Raw genomic sequence first — 18,220 nt, forward strand, 5'->3', positions numbered from 1 at the left:
CGGAACTACAAGCCGTTTTCCGGGAGCACAACCTCGCAACGACTGGGACCGAACCGCCTCCCGTCGACACAAGCGACACCTTGTACGGCACCAGCGGCGACGATGTGTTCCACGGCGCCGGCGGCCACACGATGATCGGCTATGGCGGCAATGACACCTATTATGTCGATGACATCCGCGACAAGGAGATCGAGGCAGCAGGCGGCGGTACCGACAAAGCATTCGCCTCCGTAAGTCATGTCCTTGCAACCGGCTCCGAGATCGAGCTTCTCGCCACCAGCAATCCGTCCGGCACGACGGCAATCAACCTCAACGGCAACGAGTTCGCCCAGACCATCCAGGGCAATGCCGGCGCCAACATCATCAACGGCCGAGGCGGCGCCGACACAATGATCGGCTATGGCGGCAACGACAACTATTATGTCGACAACGCCGGTGACAAGGTCATTGAGACGGTGGGCGGCGGCGCCGATAGGGTGTTCACTTCGGTGAGCCATGCTCTTTCGGCCGGCTCCGAGATTGAGCTTCTCACCGCCATGTACCCGTCCAGCACGACGGCAATCAACCTCAATGGCAACGAGTTCGCCCAGACCATCCAGGGCAACGCCGGCGCCAACATCATCAACGGCCGAGGCGGCGCCGACACGATGATCGGCTATGGCGGCAACGACACCTACTATGTCGACAATGCCGGTGACAAGGTCATTGAGACGGTGGGCGGCGGCGCCGATAGGGTGATCACTTCAGTGAGCCATGCGCTTTCGACGGGCTCCCAGATCGAGCTTCTCGCTGCAAGGTATCCATCCGACACGACGGCAATGAACCTCAGCGGCAACGAGTTCAGCCAGACCATCGTGGGCAATGCTGGCGCCAACATCATCAACGGTGGCGGCGGTGCTGACATCTTGACCGGTAACGGAGGCAATGATGCATTCGTGTTCAACAGCGCTCTTGGAGCCGGCAATATCGACAAGGTCACCGACTTCAACAAGCTCCAGGACAAGATCCAGCTCGACGACGCCGTTTTTGCCGGGCTTAAGCTGGGTGGCCTTTCATCCGATGCTTTCTTTGCTGGCACGGCTGCGCATGACAGTTCCGACCATATCATCTACAACAGCTCAACCGGGGCGCTCTCTTTCGACAGCGACGGGATCGGTGGCGCAGCTCAAATACAGTTCGCCACTCTCTCTCCAGGTCTGTCGCTTACGGCAGGTTCGTTCCTTGTGATCTGAACGACCCGGAACGGCGGACCTTCAATTCGAGACGGTCCGCCGCTCTACACGCTGGGATTTTCCAAGCGAAGTGACCAGTCTGGGTGGTGCTTCCCTCCTGGAGTTAGCGCGGCGTGCCCTCCGCAAAATTCACCCGCAAATGGAGTGGTATCGTGGTAGGTGTCGTCCGGGGATTATCGCTGCGAGCATAGCCTGCCAAACGAGCTCGCTTCATTGGCTTTTGCGAGCCCTCTCCGCGAGCGGAACCCACGTTCCGTCGCAGCATGTTCCGATTATCGCGGCAAGTCTTGCTGCACGCCTTCTGGCGTCCTTGTCCTCGTGATCCTGCTTGTCAAGAGGCCTGGATGGTTTCACTCAATGTCAATACTGAGATCTGGGGATAGCTCGCCAGCGTCAAAAGCGCTCATATGTCTGCAATTTGTCGCTTCCTTGACCTTGAGCAGAGATGCGGAGCTCCATTCAACTCGCGACACTCAATTATGCGCTTGTGATCGCCGAGGAGGGCAGTTTTCTGCGCGCGGCGCGGCGCACCGGTATCGATCACACCGCGCTAAGCCGGCGCATCCGCGATCTCGAATACGAGATGGGAACGAGGATATTTCATCGCCATGCCCGCGGCGTTGGCCCAACCCCGGCCGGCGAGCGTTTCCTCGATCGTCTGCGCTCCGTGCTGCTCGAACTGGATAATACTCTGACGCTGGCCAGGACGGGCATCAAGGATGAACAACAAAGGCTTTCCATCGGCTCCAACGGACTCATCCTCGCCGGGCGAGCGCTGGATGCAATCATTGAGTTCGGGAAATGTCATCCAAATGTGACCGTCAGCTTGATAGAGGGGTCCCAACCCGAGCCCAGGGCTCTGGGCGGCATCAAGGTCGACGTCACCGTGACCTCCTCCTCGCGATCCAATGGCGGCGCATTCGAACTGAAGTTGTGGAAGGATACTCTGGCCGTCGTTGTTGCTTCAAGTCATTCTCTCGCATGCCGTCCCGTGATCGAGTGGTCGGAGCTGGACCAAGAGACGTTGCTCGTTTGTAGGGGGGAAGCATTTCTGCTTGCCGATGCTGTTGGAAACGGCGTGCAGCTTCCCGCGATCGTCGAACATCACGTCAGTGCCGGCATCCTTATGCGCTTTGTCGGAAACGGCCTTGGAGTCGCTCTGATCCACGATGGGGAAGCCAACAGGGTTCCGGAAGGTGTCGTCTGCCGTAAGCTTCGGATCAGGGGCAAGCCAATCCAGATCTCCAGCTTCGCCCGTTGGCACCCAGACAACGCCAATCCTGCCCTGCCGGTCTTCATCGCGTTCCTGCGCGATCGATATTGGTCCCGGCAGCCGTCAGACCAGACTACCCGCTTTGCCGGATCCGCGACCCTCTGTCCGGTCACGCGGCCGAGCAATTCGCCATAGGCGACGAGATCGCGATGAACGGCGCCGGGCAGTTCGACCGTGATCTTGACCGACCGGTTATCGGGAATGGCGGAGAGTTTCAGCTCAGTCATGCCTCACACTTCGACGCCGCACCCGGTCAGCACCGTGGGACTCGGTGATGCGCACCAGATCACTGAGCGCAGAGCGGATTTGCGGCCATGGAAATTCGGAGCATTCCTCCCATGCCTCGCCTTCGCGCAATACGACATCGAGTTTGCCTGCCACACCGGCGAGACTCGTAGCAGATGTGGTTGAGAACGCTTCCAGAAGATGCTTCGTCCGCTCGGCAGCATGGCGTTCGGCTCTGAGCGTAGCAATGTAGCCGGTCTTCTCCGCAGCCGCATCCCAGCGTGCCTGATGCGCCGCGAAATCAGCTTCGGCCTTATCGCGGAGCGCCGCCAGATCCGGCGCTTTGCCGAGCACTTCATTGAGCATCTCGATCGAATGGACCGTCACCTGCTCACGTTCCGCCAAGCGGACGGTCACACAGGGAAAGCCGACGCTCTCGACGAGCCTTGTCTCCAGGCGCTGCTGCCTGCGGCAAAGCCGCTCGGCCTGTTTGTGGACTCTCTCCCATTCCCGCCAAAGCGCCAGTGCAGGATCAGAACGCACATTGGTCCTTCCGGCGTCGCCTGTGGACGCGTTACCTTCAAGCGTCCACGCGGTAGTAGCCACTACTATTCCCGCGAGCACGCGCCTGCGGGTGACGAATGGCAGACTCGTGATATTGTCGGAATCAGTCATGATCCGAGCTCCTCAGAAGCTTAGGTTGTGGTCAGGCCGGGTAAGGTGTTGCACCACCTCATTCGGCCGTTTTCACACGGGCTCGTCCTGCCCCGGTCGAGTATTGTCTGGGGCTGAGCGAGTGGAGTGTCCACTCTACGGTCCTAAACGAAACCGCCGGCATCGTCAAGACTTTTGGCATCAAATGATGCGTTAGGTATAATAATGATAACGAGTGAGCAGCTGCGGGCCGCCCGCGCACTTTTGCAATGGGATCAAAAAGCCCTCGCCGCGAAGTCAAAAGTTTCCGTCGCGACCATTAAGCGGCTTGAGCCAATCGCTGGCATGTTGAAGGCCAACCAGGTGACGATCGAAGCACTGAAACGTGCGTTGGAGGCCGGTGGCGTCGAATTCATTCCCGAAAATGGCGGCGGGCCTGGCGTTCGGCTGGCACGCCCTCTGGAAAGCAAATGACTTGCACCAAACGGACGGCAAAGGCTTCGTTCATCCATGTCCGGCCTAGTGTCTTCGACAGTGGTTGCTGTTTGTCCACCTACAGAGCCACTTACGATTGTAATTGTTGCAGATCGAGTGGGCTCACCCGACATGCGGGAGCATCCTGCGACCTCAAAGCCGGATTGGCGCGCGGGCATGCGAATTGCATAGGGCAGAAATCAGCCGGCAGCCCGGCTGGCCAACGGGTGGGGATTGGCACCAGCTCTGCCTGCGCTCGACCGCCACGGACCGAGCAACCAGATGCTGATCGTCGTATCGTAGGCCGCCAGCCGCACTCTTCTTACAATCTCATTGATTACGGTCGATCTTGCTGATGCGAAACGGCTCGTTGCCAACGACTTTCGGCAGCTCTGACCGACATTGACAGCACCACAGCGGCGGATTCTCGGCCTTTACTCAGCCGCTCCGCACTCAGCGCGATTGTTCACGCCGATAAGGTTTTTTGCCCGGGCCAGGCAATCGGGCTGCTCGTTGCGATGGCGGGTCCGATTTCCATGACGAGGACGGTCCCCGGCAAGAAGGCCAGCTCACTGAAGACGTCATTCCATTCGATATCACTCCAGCCGAGAGGCATGTGCAGGTCGCCTATACCTAGCGCTGCATCCTCCTGCGGGAGATAGGTTCTGTGGAGACCCTGCGGGCGCCCGAAGGAATCATGGACATGCAGGTGCCCCGCCACCGGCGCCATGGCCCGCAGCTGCTCGCGGAAATTCAGGCCGCGATGGGTCGATTCACTATAAGCGTGACTGAAATCGATGAGCGCCACCAGGTTCACATGGCTATCCGCCTTTGCCGTCTGCGCCACCTCGGCCAGGCTCTGCTGGCACTGTCCATGGCGAAGAGGTTCTCGAAGGTGATGCGCACGTCATAGGGCTTGCAGAACTCGGCGAGCTCGAACACCGCTTCGCGTTCGCATTCCTCGAACCCAGGACCATCGAGAACCTGGTCGGCGAAAAGCCCGCTATGCTGGACAAGGGCGCGCATCGATCCGATCGCAAATTCGACTAGGGCCTTGGCAGCATCAATCTGGTAACGGTAGACCGCCGGGTCCGTGAGGTTCGATAAGACGAACGCGGTGAACTGTATAGCGGAAATCTAACTGCCTCGTCAGCGCCATAAGCCTCTCGGCTCTCTCGGGGACGACGCGGCCACCGACCACGAGGTCGAGGGTCATCAGTTCCAGTTCGACGGCTTCGACGCCCATATCGGCAAAGCTGCGAAAGTCCGCCTCAAGGCTCTCCATCTGCGATTGGACGAGACTGAGTTAAAACCTGCGGCGATAATGTTGCTCATAAGCATCCCCCAATGACGGCGGCCAGGAATGCCAGGCCGGTCCGGATCATTGTCAGGTGAGATGGCAATTACAGAACCGATGCCATTCTTGAAACGAGTCTTCGTTCACCCCAAGTGCGATCGAGCGGTCTACGCTATTGCCAGTAGGCCTACATTAACTCGGATCAGACCGCGACGACCTCGAGTCTCACAAAGCAGACTGCCTGCCCCCGAACCTGGAAGCTCTCAAGAGCACCTCTCGTTCGGACAGACTTGATACTGAGAGCCCCTTTCTCAAGCTAAACTATTACAGGTTCACGCAAATCACCTTGTCATCGTGGCGAATTCATCAGCCTCCAGAGCTGGAGGAACTGGCAAGATGCGCGGCATGAGGCAAATCAATTCGACCGCCGGAGGCCCTGCCGTTGCAGAGTTTCCGGATTTGAGTTTCATTGCTTGAAAAGGACCGGTGAAGTTCGCAACACGTTGAATTCTCGGCGACACGCAAAGGTTACAGCTCGCCTTTATGTACGCCGCAACGGCTCAGATCTGTCTGGGTTCGGTCCACTCGGCGCCCGAGAGGCGAAGATTTCGGGATCGAGGCGCTTGAGCCACTGCGCGCCAGACAGAGCGATCCGATCCGTGTCATACTGTCAGGCAAGACACTAGCAATTTGGGGGCCGCAGCAAATGAAAGAAGAGAACGACGTTCAGAAGTTGGTGCGCACGTTGCGTGCTCGAGCACCTGATGACGCGGCTGAATTGCTGGCCCGAGAATCTCCCGAGTTCATCCGCGACACACTAAAGCTGTTGCCGGACGGGCACGCCCGTAAGGTGGCCGAGCATTTGCCACCGCATATGCGGCCGATCACGTCTCGTGGCGGTGGCAAGGATTTCGCGGTCCCCGACTCGCTCGTCGAGCTGATGGACCCGATTCCCGCCAGCGTTCCTGTCGCGACGACGGTTGCCGCCGCAGTGGAGGCGGTCAGACGGGCCAAGGTGCCGACCGAGCTCACTTATCTCTATGTCACGGACGAGGGCAATAAGCTGGTTGGCCTGGTGGTCCTGCGCGATCTGATGCTGAGCGAAGCGGACGCGACGGTGGATCAGATCATGCTGCCCAGGCCGTTCGCCCTTAGTGTCGGTCTGTCTTTGAGCGACGCCTGCAAGGCAGCAGTACGCCGTCAGTACCCTGTCTATCCGGTGGTGGACGCGGAGAACCGGCTGCTCGGGCAGGTTCGCGGCTGGCGCTTGTTCGAGCAGCAAATCATCGAGATTTCCGCCCAGTCTGGCCAGATGGTGGGTGTCCAGAAGGAGGAGCGTTCTTTTACGCCGCTGTTTTCAGCCTTCTTGAAGCGTCATCCGTGGCTGCAGCTCAACCTGCTGACGGCGTTCATGGCCGCTTTCGTGGTCAGTTCATTCACAGGCACGATCGAGAAGATCGTCGCCCTGGCGGCGTTCCTCCCGGTCTTGGCCGGGCAGAGCGGAAACACCGGCTGCCAGGCACTGGCTATGACGCTGCGTGGCCTTGCCCTGGGGGATGTGGACAAACGACCGAAGCTGCACCTGGTGATGCGGGAGGGCGCGCTCGGGATCGCCAACGGCGTGCTCGTCGGTCTTGTGGCGGCTGCAGCGATGTGGTTCTACGCCTCGCGGCAACCGGAGTCGGCGGCCCAGGCGCCAATGCTGGCACTTGTGATCCTGCTCGCCATGTCCGGATCGTGCCTCATGTCCGGAATCTCCGGCGTGCTGATCCCGCTGGGCCTGCGCCGGGTCGGCGCCGATCCGGCGGTCGCCTCGGCGATCTTCCTCACCACCGTGACCGATATTGTAGGCATGGGCCTGATGCTGGGGCTGGCCACCATGCTCGTGCTGTAGCAAGACGCGTCCGGTGACGCGTCCCTGGGAGTCGGGGCGATAAGCTGACCTCGTCGCGTTCAACAAAATAGCAAGAGCCAGGCCGCATCGCGCACGTGTCGTGAGAAGCACCTTCCGGCAGCTCTCCGACCCCCTTGCGCAACGCGACGGAAGACCTTTGGATGAGCCGTGGGTGACCTTGAAGCCTCATTCGGTGACCAGATACGCGCAGAATCGCGCAAACAATATTAATCTTGTCGGCTGCGCGATCCGCCACTGATGATGATTTGAGTTAGTTGCCACTGGTGCCGAATACTTCAATTATGTACAGCAACGCTGAGAAGATGTTTTGACAACCAGCGCAGCCGAAACACGAATAAACCGATAGTTTGTTGCGCCGCTGCAACAGCTGCTGAGACTCGCATGGTCTGGTGACAGTTCAGTCGCCTTTTTCTTTGAGTCGTGCTAAATCCTTCGCACTAGTCGGGTTTGGGGTGGGTTCTCGGCATGCAATCTTCGTTTCGAACGATCTTCGGCTTCGCCGCAGCGCTGCTTTGTACCGGCGTATTGCCGGCCGGCGCACAAGGTCTTTTTGCGGGCTATGATGATGCGTTTTCGGCCCGCATCGCCAGTCCGGCCGACAACGGAACGCTCGCCCAGTTCGTCACGGTTGCCGTCAACGCGGGACAATACGATCAGGCGATCTCTTCAATCGAGCAGTATCTGATCAAATATCCCCGCGATGCGCGCGCCCGACTGGCGGCCAGCCGATTGTACTATCATGTCGGCTCCTATGAATTGGCCCGGCGGCAGGTGCAGTACGGCATCGAAGTCGGCGGCCTGACCGCAAGTGAGCAGCAGGAAGCCGTTCGCCTGCTCGCCCGCATCGAGCGCGCGTTGCGTGGCGTCACCTGGGAACTCGCCCTGACCGGCGGCGTGTTCAGCGCATTTACCGATTTTGAGCCAGGCGGGGCGCAGGACGACGACAGCTTCGTCTCGCCCTATGGGCGTGCGGAAGGCTTTGTCCGGTGGGACCTCGGCACGCCAAGCGCCGACGCTCTCGTCCTTTCAGGCTCATTGACGGCGACACAGCGCTTTTTCACGGAAGACCTGTCGGTTCCGGGCAGCGAGAAGACTTTCATCCACGGCAACGCCGCGATCACCTGGGACAAGGGGCTGCCGAACAGTGGGATCGATTCGCTGCGCCTGCTGCTTTCGGCGTTCACAGTTACGGATCGTTTCGACAGCGATATCCACGAGACCGGCATCGGCGTCAGTGGGCGCTTTCTTGTGCGCCCGACGGTCGAAACGACGCTTTTCGCAGGCGGCGGCTACATCGATCTAAGCGCCTCGCAAGGCATTTTCGCCGATAGCAGGGTTTTCTATGAGGCGGGCGGCAGCTACCGCTTCCGCAATGGCCAGGCGCTCGGACTGCGGCTGGTCGGCTCGAATGACTTCGCCTCCGGATCTGGCGAAATCGGCCACAGCTACACGGGCGAGGTCCGCTATGGCGGCCTGTTGATGAACGTACCGGATCTTTTCGCATGGTCGCATCAGATCGCCTTTTCGGCCGGCCACAGCAACACTCCCGATCTGTCCGTCGGCATCGGCACAAATATCAAAAGCGACTTCTGGCGCATTGCCTCGGAAAGCGATTTTCAGCTGACGGAGGCGCAGAAGATCAGCGTCGATCTCGCCTATCGCCAAACCAACTTCGACATCGCCAACCGCGACCGAAAATCGTTCGAAATGCTCATGAGCTACACGTTGACGCTCAATTGAAAGAGGCCGCGATGAGGACCCCGTACCGTCAGATCGCCATTTTTGTCGCCTGCCTTGCCTTTGCGGCACCTTCCGCCGCTGAGACGGTCGGATCGATGACGGCCTACCAGACCAACATCGTCCGCAACAACGGCGGGACAATGAACGTTGGGGCCGGCGTCGAACTCGGCGACCAGCTGCGCAGCAATCCCACCGGTCTTGGGATGCTGGTGTTCCGGGACGAATCGAGCGCCAAGATTGGTCCGAACACCAGCCTGACGATCGATGAATTCGTCTACAATCCGGGCTCCGGATCGGGAAAGATCGACATCGGGATGAACAGCGGCCTGGCCCGGTTCTATGGCGGCCAGGTTTCGAAAGGCGGCGTCATGCAGGTTGCGACGCCGCATATGGTGCTTGGGGCGAGAGGCGGCATCATCGAAGTGCTGGTGGCAGCCGGCCAGACCGTGGGCATTCTGCGCGCCGGCCGCATGACCTGCACGATCAATGGCAAACGGCGGGTCATCACAAACCCGGGCTACGCCTGCACATCGGAAGATGGCAAGCTGCTGACCGGCTACGGCGGAATCGACACCTTCCCGATATTGGACAGCATCGACCGGATAGCCGGCACCGGCCTGCCAGGCGAACCGGGTCCGGGACTGGATGTAAGCGCACTTTGCGCGTCGGCACTCGGCGGCTCGCTCAAAGTCTGCGACTCCACCGACGGCGCATTGCCAGGAGTGGTCATGGAGTTCCCCGACACCCCAACGCCACCCGTGGGCGGCGGCGTGAATAAGGGCGAGTGTGAGGGTGAGGGTTGCTGCAACTACTGCGAATAGGGCTGGCCGCACGACATGAGCCTCTTGGTCGGTTGGCGCTGGGCTGATTGGCGGCAAGCTGGCAGGCGCAAAGTATCCGGCCTTGTGGTCGTGCTCCTGCTGCTCGCTTGCCATTTGGCTTTTGACGGGCCGTTGTCGCGCCTGCGCGAACGCACGTACGACTTCTACCAGTTCCTCGCCCCACGCGAGGCGACGAGCAATCCTGTCGTGATCGTCTCGATAGACGACGCCAGCCTCAAGGCACATGGGCGATGGCCCTGGAACCGAGGCCTCTTGGCCGATCTGGTCGATGGCATCACCAAATCCGGTGCCGCGGTCATCGGGCTTGCGCTGGTCCTGCCCGAGGCCGACATCTCGCCTGAGGGCATCGCCGGAGACAAGCGCCTGGCAGCGGCACTGGCCAAAAATCGAACGGCGCTTGCTGTCAGCCTGGGCAACGAGGCGACGGTTTCAGAAGCAGGGCCCAAAGCTGGCTGGTCGATCGTCGGACAGGTACCCGACACACTTCCCGGCTTCGCCGGCCTGACCGGCTCGCTTGCCGAATTCTCGAACGCCGCCGCGGGCCTCGGCGTAATTCGCACCTTGCCCGATCCCGACGGCGTACTGCGCCATGTGCCGCTGCTGTGGCTTCGCAATACCGCTCAAGGCGTGCAGCTGTGGCCGTCCTTCGCGCTCGAGCTTCTGCGCCTTTACGCCGGGCAGGACGGCTACATAGCCCGGATGAATGCCGCCGGGTTCGACGCACTCAGGATGGCCGGCGCCATCGTGCCGCTCGAGGCGGAGGGGAGCATCCGCCTCTGGGAAACCGCCACGGATACGCCCCGTCTATCTGCCAGCACTATCCTTTCGGGCGGCAGTGATCCACGGCTGCGGGACGCCATCGCCATCGTCGATCTGTCGGCTGTGGGACTGACGCAGTACCTGCCCACCCCGACACGTCCAGCGCGACCAGGCGCGGACATCCACGCCGATGCAATCGGCCAGTTGCTTGCCGGGCGCTATCTGACAGAGCCGCCGCACGCGCGTACGGTGGAGCGGCTCTGGTTTGTCCTCAGTGCCGTCATTTTCATCGGACTTTCCGGAGTGCTCGCCGGGCGTGTCGTGCTTGGTGCCCTGGCTCTCGTGCTGCTGGCCGTCACGCCGTTCGTGTTCGGCGCTCTCGAATACAGCCTGCAGGGTGCACTCTATGACCCGCTGCAGCCGGCGCTTGCGACGATCCTGGTAGCCGGCTTCGAAGGCTATGTTCTCTACAGGCGCAGCGAGCAGCGCCGGTCCACCCTGGCACGGCAGTTCTCCCAGTATCTGTCGCCTTCCGTGGTGCAGCGCCTCGCAAGCTCAGACACCGAAGCGATCCTGTCCGGCGAGAAGCGCGAGATCACGATCCTGCTCAGCGACATACGCGGCTTCACGACGATGAGCGAACAACTCGACACCCAGGAAATCGCAAAGGTGGTCAACCACTTCCTCGGCATTGCGACCGATGAGATCCTCAAGCGCGACGGCACCATCGACAAGTTCATGGGCGACGCGGTGCTCGCTTTCTGGAACGCGCCGCTTGATCAGCCGGACCATCGCGAACGCGCGCTCGACGCGGGCCGTGCCCTGATCGAACGGGTGAAGCGTGAAGACGCCGCCTTCAGCGCGGACGGCCACCCCTCCATCGCAATCGGCGTCGCCATCGAGACGGGCATTTGCTCGGTAGGCAATTTCGGCTCCGAACGGCGCTTCGATTACACCGCGATCGGTTCGCCGGTGAACCGCACGGCTCGGCTCGAGTCGACGACCAAGAAGCTGGGCATCCCCCTGGTGCTTGGTCCCGGCTTTGCGGCAGGAGCATCGATGCCAGTCGTCCAGGCGGGCGCCTTTGAACTCCAGGGTTTCAAGGGCGAGGTGCCGGTTTTCACCGTTCCGGAGATGCAAGCTGCTCACCAAGGTATGAGCCGCGAAGTAGAGAGCCAACGTGGTGGGCAATCTGGCGCCCCTGCCGTGGTGGTTGGTTCGCCGCCATCCGTGCAAATGGCACCGCCTGATCTTGCACCCCGAACCCGAAGCACACGCTGACCGGATCCAGCGGATCGCAGGGGTGCCGACCTGCTTTGTGAACTAATACTGCTGGGGAGGCCTAGGTGTCGTCAAACGGCCCTTTAATTGCGGCTGGCTGTCAATCCGGATCGGCGCGACAGCCGATGAGACGCGGATAGACGGCGAAGGGATCGGTCGAGGTAACCCCGGCAATGATTGTCGAAGCCGCCGTATTTTCGAGCGAGAAGATAGGCCGTGTTATCCAGTTCACCACGAATGGCAGCACGGCTTCGTTGAGTTCGCCGCGCCATCATGTGGAGGCAGCGCGTGGTTCAGATTGTTTATCCTCGCCGCCGGATCATGCGCTCGAGATGTTTCCAAGAGCATCCAGCCGTAGCACTCCCCGAGCTGCCCTAACGAGAGAGTTCACTTGGGCCGGGATTACGGCCCTATGAACCTGACGCAATCGATGCAGCTGGCGCTGGCCTCATCGGGCGCGTGGGCGGTCTATCGACATCAATCGGTCGCCGCGGATGTTGGGATGCGCATGCGTCGGCGCACGTAGCGTCGATACGCCTTGGGCATGTGGGCATTGACAGTGACATGGCCGGAGCGACGTGTTTCAGACGCCGAGCAATTCCAAGGACTGAGCACCAGAACCGAACCTCCCGACGGAATTTCGCGAGCTCATTCCTCCCTCTCGTCCTTATCAAAAGGCCGCTCGCGAATTCGCTGGCGAGTATATCTCCGCTATGATATACATATATCACTCATGAGGATATACAAATGCCGCTCTTCATTCGCGATCCCGACGTCGACGCCATGGCCGTCGAGCTGCAGCACATTACCAACGCGCGCAGCAAGACCGAGGCCGTCAGAACCGCCTTGCGCCACGAGATCGAGCGCAACCGCGGCAGCGTCCCGCTGCGCGAGAGACTTGCCAAAGTCAAGGAAATGGCGCGGCGGATCGGGCCGGCCAACCCTGATTTCGATATGAAGAAATTCACCGACCAAATGTGGAGCGACGACTGATGTTCGTCGATGCCTCGGTGATCGTTGCCATCCTGAACGAGGAACCTGGCGCGGAAGAACTGGAAAAGCGGCTCGCGGCCGCGACCAAGCCGCTGTATACCTCCCCGCTCGTGCGGTTCGAGGCAGTCCAAGGTCTCGCGCGAGCGTCGGCCGAAGCCATCAAAAAGAACGCCAAGCCCACGGCCAACATGCTGGCGCAAGCCCGTGATACCGTCGACGCCTTTTTGATCGAGATCGCCGGCAAGGAAATCATGATATCCGGCGACATCGGCGACCGGGCGATCGAAGCCAGCATGAAATACGGCAAAGCAGTCGGGCACAAAGCCGATCTCAATTTCGGCGATTGTTTTGCCTACGCTTGCGCGAAGGCTCACCGGCTTGCCCTGCTTTACAAGGGCAATGACTTTTCACAAACTGATCTGGCGTAAGGCTTTCCTGGCCTTGCATCGCGGCGCGAGAGCCGATGCGCCCTTTTGCATGCTTTGGGCGAATCGTCGTCTTTCATGGTTAAACGCAATATTACGAGGAACGTTCGCTGGAGCACTGGTTTTCTTCGGCACGATCACCGTCCAGGCACAGCGGGCAGACGGCATCTTCTGGGTGCTGCGATCGGGTGGGCCATGCCGCGATCTGCCAGGGGGCGATACGGCCCTCGCACCACTGGCTACAACCGCTTCGTTCGATGGCGGAAAGCAGGTGTCTGGGATCGGCTGATGGACGCCATTACCGAGGCCCATGACGGCACGGTGCAGATGATCGACACCTCTATTGTTCGCGTCCATCAGCAGGGTGCGATGGCAAAAAGGGGAATCGAGATCATTGTCTCGTTCGTTCCCGAGGCGTGCTGACGACCAAAATCCATGCTCTTGTCGACGCCGAAGGCAGGCCGATCAAGCTGACGCTCACGCCGGGCCGGAAGAGCGACATCGCCTCCGCAGTGGATATGATCAAGGATTGGCGCGAGGGTGCCATGCTGCTCGCCAACAAGGATATGATGCCAACCCATTGCGCAATGTCATCACCGAGCGAAAGCCATGGGCCAACATCCCGCCTAGAGCCAACCGCAAGGACCCGATCTGCTTCAGTCGCTTCCCTTACAAGGGCGCGCAACTTCGTCGAACGCTTCTTCGACAAGGCTAAGCAGTTCCGTCGCATCGCAACTCGATATGACAAGCTGGCAGAAACTACCTTGCTGCCCTGAAACTCGTCTCAACTCGCATCTGGCTACGCGGTGATGAGTCTACGTCCTAGCGTTTTGCGTGCCCTCCCCGGTTGTCATTCACCGCGCATCGTCGCCTGGAAGGTCGGCAGGTGCTTCTTCTGTGCCTCGAGCATTTTCTCGCGATAGACGCCGTAGATGACGTCGGTGTCGTGCAGTGTGACGCCGGCAATTGTCGGCGAAGCAAAAACCGGCAGTTCGATGCCGCGTTTCGAAAGCGCATCGGCGGTGCGGGCGATCAGCTCATGCGCCAGGATCATGGCAAGCACGGTCGACGAACCGGAGACCGGACGGCTCCAGCCCTCGACCGGCACGATGGCATCCTCGATCGGCGAGCAGGTGTCGATGACAAGGTCGGCGGCATCGGCAAGCCGTTTGCCGGAAGAGTGCGTCGCCGGCTTGTCGAGATTGTTCTTGCTAGTTATCGCAACGACGAAGATGCCGCGTTTTTTCGCATAAAGCGCGGTGTCGATGCCGGACGAATTGCGGCCGCTGTGGCCAAAGATGATGATCGAATCGCCTTTGTTCAGCGGCTGGTGGTCGAGGAATTTCTCGGCGTATTTCTCGGTCCGCTCCAGCCACAGAAGTTCGCGCACGCCGCCGGCGCCGAGCACGTTATGCCACATGACACGCGGGTCGGTCAGCGGATTGAAGCCGACATAGCTGCCGTAGCGCGGAAACACTTCCTGGACCGGCAACACCGAGTGGCCCGAGCCGTAAAGATGAACCAACCCCCCGCTCTCGAGCGTGTCGGCAAAGCGGCTGGCCGCTTCGCCAAAGGCTTCGGCATTGGCTTTCGAGGCCTGTTCGATGAGGGCGGCAAGGCGAGGTATGTAGAGATCGGACACGTCGGTACTCCTGTTATGTGTCGGCTTCGGTAATGGCTCAGCTTCTTGCAGTTGGCGCGGCGCGACCGGCACGCAGCGTCGAGCGGATTTCGTAGCGGTCGCCACGCATAACCGAGACGGTGAATTCGAACGGGCCACGCTCGTCGGTGGTGATGCGCTCGACCACGAAAGCGGGGCTCCCCGCAGGCAGATCGAGCAACTCGGCATCCGCCGTCCCGACCGCGCCAACACGGTAGTTTTCGCGCGCCGCGACCGGCACGATGCCGTAATGGCGTTCCAACGCTTCGTAGAGCGAGCCTTGCAACAGGCCGGCATCAAGAAAGCCGGGCACGCGCGCGGCCGAGAGTTGCGCAGTCTGAATACCGATCGGTTCGTTGTTGCCGAGCCTGAGCCGCCGGATGCGCACCACCGGATCGCCCTCCTCGATCTCCAGCGCTCCGGCCACGGCGGCATTGGCGGTGGTCAGGCTGCAGTCGAGCAATCGCGAGCCGGCGACCACGCCCATATTGCCCATTTCCTGCGTGAAGCTGGTGAGTTCGCGGGTGCCGGCGACCAGCGTGGTGGAGCGCACGAAGGTGCCACGGCCATGTTCGCGCCTGAGCAGTCCGTGCTCCTCAAGATTGCGCAGCGCGTGGCGCAGCGTGATGCGGCTCACCCCGAATAGGGCGCACAGTCTGTCTTCGGCCGGCATCTGGTGGCCGGTCGCCCACTCGCCACTCTTCACGACGGCGCGGATGGCCTCTTCCACCTGATACCAGAGCGGCTCGGGCCTTCGGCGGTCGGGCAGCTGGAAGCTAACTTGGCTCATCTTATCTGCCTCCACTGTGCTCCGGCGAGACCGGCCAGCGAGGCGCCGACGAGACCGGCGCGGGAGCCAAATTCGCCGGACCGCAGCACGACATCGCGCAGATGCGGCGGCAGCTGACGCCGCAATGCCGCAAGCAGCCTCGGTCCAACGACGTCCAGCGCATCGGCAAGCCCGCCGGAAATCAGGACCGCCTGGGTGTCAAGCAGCGCGACCGCACCCGCCAAGGCAGTACCCAGCCGGCGCGCCGGCAGCTCCAATGCGTCAAGGGCGGCCGTCTTGCCACCCCGGGCCGCCTCGACCAGCCTGCCGCCATTGGCAAGCCCGATCTGGCGCGCCGCGGCGTCGAATGCCCGCCCGGAAGCGAAGCGCTCCAGCCAGCCGCCGCGGTCGTCGCCTTCATCCTCGATGTCGGCGCAGGCCCAGCCGAATGAGCAAGCGCCGCCACGTACGCCGGCGACGATGTGGTTATTGGCCAGAACGGCGGAGCCGATACCGGTGCCGATCGCCAGCAGGATGGCATCGGACAGGTCTTTTGCGGCACCTTCGACCGCTTCGGCCAGCATGGCGACCTGCGCGTCATTGCCAACGGCAACGCGCAGACGAGGAAACAAGGCCGCGATGTCGATGCCGTCGAGATAGGGCAGGTTCGGAATCCAGCGGCAGACCGAGCCCTCGACAAGCCCCGGCACCGCTAAGCCAAGTGCCTCGACCGGACCGGCCTCGGCGCGCAACGCACCGACGCGGGCGACGAAGGCATCAAGACTTGCTGGTGCGGGCTCGCGGCTGAGCATCTCCAGCCAGCGAACATCGCCGGTATGGATAGCGGCGCGCAAGTTGGTGCCGCCAAGATCGATGGCCAGAACGCGTGTCATCGAGAGCGACTCCGACTGGCTGCCGCCCGGTCCTCGGAGCGCCAGGTCCACGACGCCACGGCGTCGTCGGCTCTGGTCGGCAGTGCGGTACAGACTCCGGTGCACGCGGCGCCAAAGCCGATCGGGCTGAGCGCAGCGTGTCGATGAACCATGCTTCGTCTCCCATTCGACATCGGCATCCTTTGCAAGCGGCGCCCGGCAGCCGAGAGGCTGCCTGTCTCTGCCGCGGCAACCAAAAGCGGCTCAGTGTCATTATAACGACATGACTTCGATCGCAAGAGGTTTTGGGGGATAGCCAGCAGTGAGAAACAGCTCGAGCCATAGCACTTAAACTCCTGTTTATTATCTGTGATCTTCCTTCACAAAACCGGAGTAAGAAAACGCCGCAACGCCGGCAGGAGCTCTCCACGAAGATAGCGCTTGCATCGTTGCTTCTGCTTGTCATAACGTCATGGACATCGCTGTGTGGCTATGCGGAGGGTCGGATGTCTTTGGCTTGGATTTCGAAACTGGCACTTGCTGCAGGGTTGTTGGCCTCGCCCACCATTGGTTGGGCCCAATCGGTCAACATCTCCTATCTGACCCACTGGTCGCCCGAAACGGTCGCTTTGCTGGACGCCGCGGCCAAGGACTACGCCAAGAGCGATCCGGATGTGACCGTCACCGTGCGCGCCGTCCCCTTCGGCGATCTCCTGACGACATTGCGTTCCCAGGGCGGCAGCTCGGACGGGCCGACGATCGGCGGCATCTATGATTTGTGGCTGCCCGAACTGGCGCGAGACAAGCTGGTCGCGCCGGCCCCCGATGCAGTTGCCGGCGAGGTCAAGAGTGCGTGGCCGGCCGGTGTCGTCAGTGCAGCCTCTGTTGGCGCCACGCTTTACGGCATTCCAAACGAGATCGACGTCTACGCGCTGAACTACAACAAGGAGCTGTTCAAACGGGCAGGCATTACAGCCGCGCCGAAGACCTGGTCCGAATTGAAGGATGCGGCCCAGAAGCTGACCAGGAAAGATGCCGGCCAGCAAGGCTTCGGCATGATCAATTCCTGGGCGGCGGGCGTCGTCCATCCCTTCGCCTCGCTGCTGGTCTCCAATGGCGGCGAGCTGGTCAAGGACGGCAAACCGATGCTCGACAGTCCTCAAGCCGGTGAGACTTTCCAGCTTTACGAGGACCTGATCAAGTCCGGCGCCAGCGATCCGGCGATGGCCACGGCCGACGCCAACACAACCGGCCCCTTCCTAGACAATTTCGTCTCCGGCAAGACCGGCATGATCATCATGGCCAACTGGTGGGAAAGCGCATTGAAGAGCGGCATGGGCGACAAGTTCTCCAATATCGCCACCGCACCCATCCCGGTCGGTCCGAGCGGCGACAAGCCGCACTCGATCTCCTATTCATGGATGACCGTCGTCAACGCCAATGCCGGTCAGGCCGAGCAAAAAGCGGCATGGGATTTCCTGGTATGGCTGAACAGTCCGAAGTCCGGCAAGAACGGCGCATCGGCAATGTCGGATATTCTGATGTCGATGGGCATCCTGCCGACGCGGACCTCCGACATCGAAGCCCATAAGGACAAGCTCGGTTCCGAGTTCCTGTCCGGCTATGTCAGCGTGCTTGCTGACGCCAAGCCCTTCCCTGTCGTCCCGGGCGGCCAGGAGTTCAGCGAATCGCTGCAGCAGACGCTCGAGGCGTTGCAGTATGGGCAGCTCTCGGCCAAGGATGCGCAGGCGAACGCGCAGGCCGATGCCGTCTCGATCCTGGAGCGTGCCGCCAAATAGCGAAGGCGCT

Annotated in this window: 17 protein-coding genes and 2 pseudogenes; 12 read left to right on the forward strand and 7 right to left on the reverse strand. The window is 61.1% G+C overall.

Annotated elements, in window-relative coordinates:
* Both NKH33_RS31955 and NKH33_RS31960 read left to right on the forward strand, forming a co-directional pair.
* Positions 1-1,232, forward strand: a pseudogene (locus tag NKH33_RS31955) (calcium-binding protein); the annotation flags it as partial.
* Between the two features lie 445 nt (positions 1,233-1,677).
* A complete protein-coding gene (locus NKH33_RS31960; protein WP_352923481.1) occupies positions 1,678-2,640 on the forward strand; it encodes a LysR family transcriptional regulator in 963 nt (320 codons plus the stop codon).
* A gap of 2 nt (positions 2,641-2,642) precedes the next feature.
* On the opposite strand, the pseudogene NKH33_RS31965 reads toward NKH33_RS31960, so the two are convergent.
* Both NKH33_RS31965 and NKH33_RS31970 read right to left on the reverse strand, forming a co-directional pair.
* Positions 2,643-2,732 (reverse strand): annotated as a pseudogene (locus tag NKH33_RS31965) (DUF2274 domain-containing protein); the annotation flags it as partial.
* The gene (locus NKH33_RS31970; RefSeq protein WP_352923483.1) at positions 2,725-3,405 is read right to left on the reverse strand and encodes a hypothetical protein; all 681 of its coding nucleotides are present in this window, start codon (positions 3,403-3,405) and stop codon (positions 2,725-2,727) included. The gene NKH33_RS31970 and the pseudogene NKH33_RS31965, both read right to left, overlap by 8 nt.
* A gap of 204 nt (positions 3,406-3,609) precedes the next feature.
* On the opposite strand from NKH33_RS31970, the gene NKH33_RS31975 reads away from it, so the two are divergent.
* Positions 3,610-3,858, forward strand: coding sequence for a helix-turn-helix domain-containing protein (locus tag NKH33_RS31975; protein ID WP_254820110.1), 249 nt, complete (start codon positions 3,610-3,612; stop codon positions 3,856-3,858).
* 466 nt (positions 3,859-4,324) lie between these two features.
* On the opposite strand, the gene NKH33_RS33375 is transcribed toward NKH33_RS31975, so the two are convergent.
* Together NKH33_RS33375 and NKH33_RS33380 are read right to left on the reverse strand one after the other, a co-directional pair.
* Positions 4,325-4,705 carry a hypothetical protein gene (locus NKH33_RS33375; protein WP_502906787.1) on the reverse strand — a complete coding sequence of 127 codons (381 nt, stop codon included), beginning with the start codon at positions 4,703-4,705 and terminating at the stop codon, positions 4,325-4,327.
* Positions 4,672-4,884: a hypothetical protein gene (locus tag NKH33_RS33380; protein WP_502906788.1), complete on the reverse strand. Its 213-nt coding sequence runs from the start codon at positions 4,882-4,884 to the stop codon at positions 4,672-4,674. The genes NKH33_RS33375 and NKH33_RS33380 overlap by 34 nt, the downstream gene beginning before the upstream one ends.
* A gap of 977 nt (positions 4,885-5,861) precedes the next feature.
* Between NKH33_RS33380 and NKH33_RS31985 the strand changes: the two genes are divergently transcribed.
* From NKH33_RS31985 to NKH33_RS32020, 8 genes are all read left to right on the forward strand, one after another.
* Positions 5,862-7,049 (forward strand): magnesium transporter, encoded by a 1,188-nt coding sequence (locus NKH33_RS31985; RefSeq protein WP_352923485.1) that lies wholly within the window; start codon positions 5,862-5,864, stop codon positions 7,047-7,049.
* Positions 7,050-7,535: 486 nt separating this feature from the next.
* Complete coding sequence (locus tag NKH33_RS31990) at positions 7,536-8,810, forward strand: tetratricopeptide repeat protein (RefSeq protein ID WP_352923487.1); 1,275 nt, start codon at positions 7,536-7,538, stop codon at positions 8,808-8,810.
* 95 nt (positions 8,811-8,905) lie between these two features.
* On the forward strand, positions 8,906-9,631 hold the full coding sequence (locus NKH33_RS31995; RefSeq protein ID WP_352923490.1) for a FecR domain-containing protein: 726 nt from the start codon (positions 8,906-8,908) through the stop codon (positions 9,629-9,631).
* 90 nt (positions 9,632-9,721) lie between these two features.
* A complete protein-coding gene (locus NKH33_RS32000) occupies positions 9,722-11,692 on the forward strand; it encodes a CHASE2 domain-containing protein (protein ID WP_352542711.1) in 1,971 nt (656 codons plus the stop codon).
* A 747-nt stretch (positions 11,693-12,439) separates the two neighbouring features.
* Positions 12,440-12,685 carry a type II toxin-antitoxin system VapB family antitoxin gene (locus tag NKH33_RS32005; protein ID WP_023678723.1) on the forward strand — a complete coding sequence of 82 codons (246 nt, stop codon included), beginning with the start codon at positions 12,440-12,442 and terminating at the stop codon, positions 12,683-12,685.
* Positions 12,685-13,113, forward strand: coding sequence for a type II toxin-antitoxin system VapC family toxin (locus tag NKH33_RS32010; protein ID WP_352542709.1), 429 nt, complete (start codon positions 12,685-12,687; stop codon positions 13,111-13,113). Before NKH33_RS32005 ends, NKH33_RS32010 begins: the two co-directional genes overlap by 1 nt.
* Before the next feature lie 285 nt (positions 13,114-13,398).
* Positions 13,399-13,533 (forward strand): hypothetical protein, encoded by a 135-nt coding sequence (locus NKH33_RS32015; RefSeq protein ID WP_352542708.1) that lies wholly within the window; start codon positions 13,399-13,401, stop codon positions 13,531-13,533.
* Positions 13,527-13,886, forward strand: coding sequence for a transposase (locus tag NKH33_RS32020; protein ID WP_352542707.1), 360 nt, complete (start codon positions 13,527-13,529; stop codon positions 13,884-13,886). Before NKH33_RS32015 ends, NKH33_RS32020 begins: the two co-directional genes overlap by 7 nt.
* A gap of 74 nt (positions 13,887-13,960) precedes the next feature.
* Here the strand turns inward: NKH33_RS32020 and NKH33_RS32025 are convergent, their stop codons facing one another.
* Genes NKH33_RS32025 through NKH33_RS32035 form a run of 3 tightly spaced genes read right to left on the reverse strand, consistent with a single transcriptional unit; the run spans position 13,961 to position 16,432 of the window.
* A complete protein-coding gene (locus tag NKH33_RS32025) occupies positions 13,961-14,752 on the reverse strand; it encodes a sugar isomerase domain-containing protein (RefSeq protein ID WP_352503533.1) in 792 nt (263 codons plus the stop codon).
* A 37-nt stretch (positions 14,753-14,789) separates the two neighbouring features.
* Positions 14,790-15,560: a GntR family transcriptional regulator gene (locus tag NKH33_RS32030; RefSeq protein ID WP_352923496.1), complete on the reverse strand. Its 771-nt coding sequence runs from the start codon at positions 15,558-15,560 to the stop codon at positions 14,790-14,792.
* Positions 15,557-16,432 (reverse strand): ROK family protein, encoded by an 876-nt coding sequence (locus NKH33_RS32035; RefSeq protein ID WP_352475028.1) that lies wholly within the window; start codon positions 16,430-16,432, stop codon positions 15,557-15,559. Before NKH33_RS32035 ends, NKH33_RS32030 begins: the two co-directional genes overlap by 4 nt.
* Positions 16,433-16,917: 485 nt before the next feature.
* On the opposite strand from NKH33_RS32035, the gene NKH33_RS32040 reads away from it, so the two are divergent.
* Positions 16,918-18,210 (forward strand): ABC transporter substrate-binding protein, encoded by a 1,293-nt coding sequence (locus NKH33_RS32040; protein ID WP_352542705.1) that lies wholly within the window; start codon positions 16,918-16,920, stop codon positions 18,208-18,210.
* Positions 18,211-18,220 lie beyond the last annotated feature (10 nt).

Source organism: Mesorhizobium sp. M1182 (genome assembly GCF_040318335.1).
In the GTDB taxonomy this organism is placed as follows: Bacteria; Pseudomonadota; Alphaproteobacteria; order Rhizobiales; family Rhizobiaceae; genus Mesorhizobium.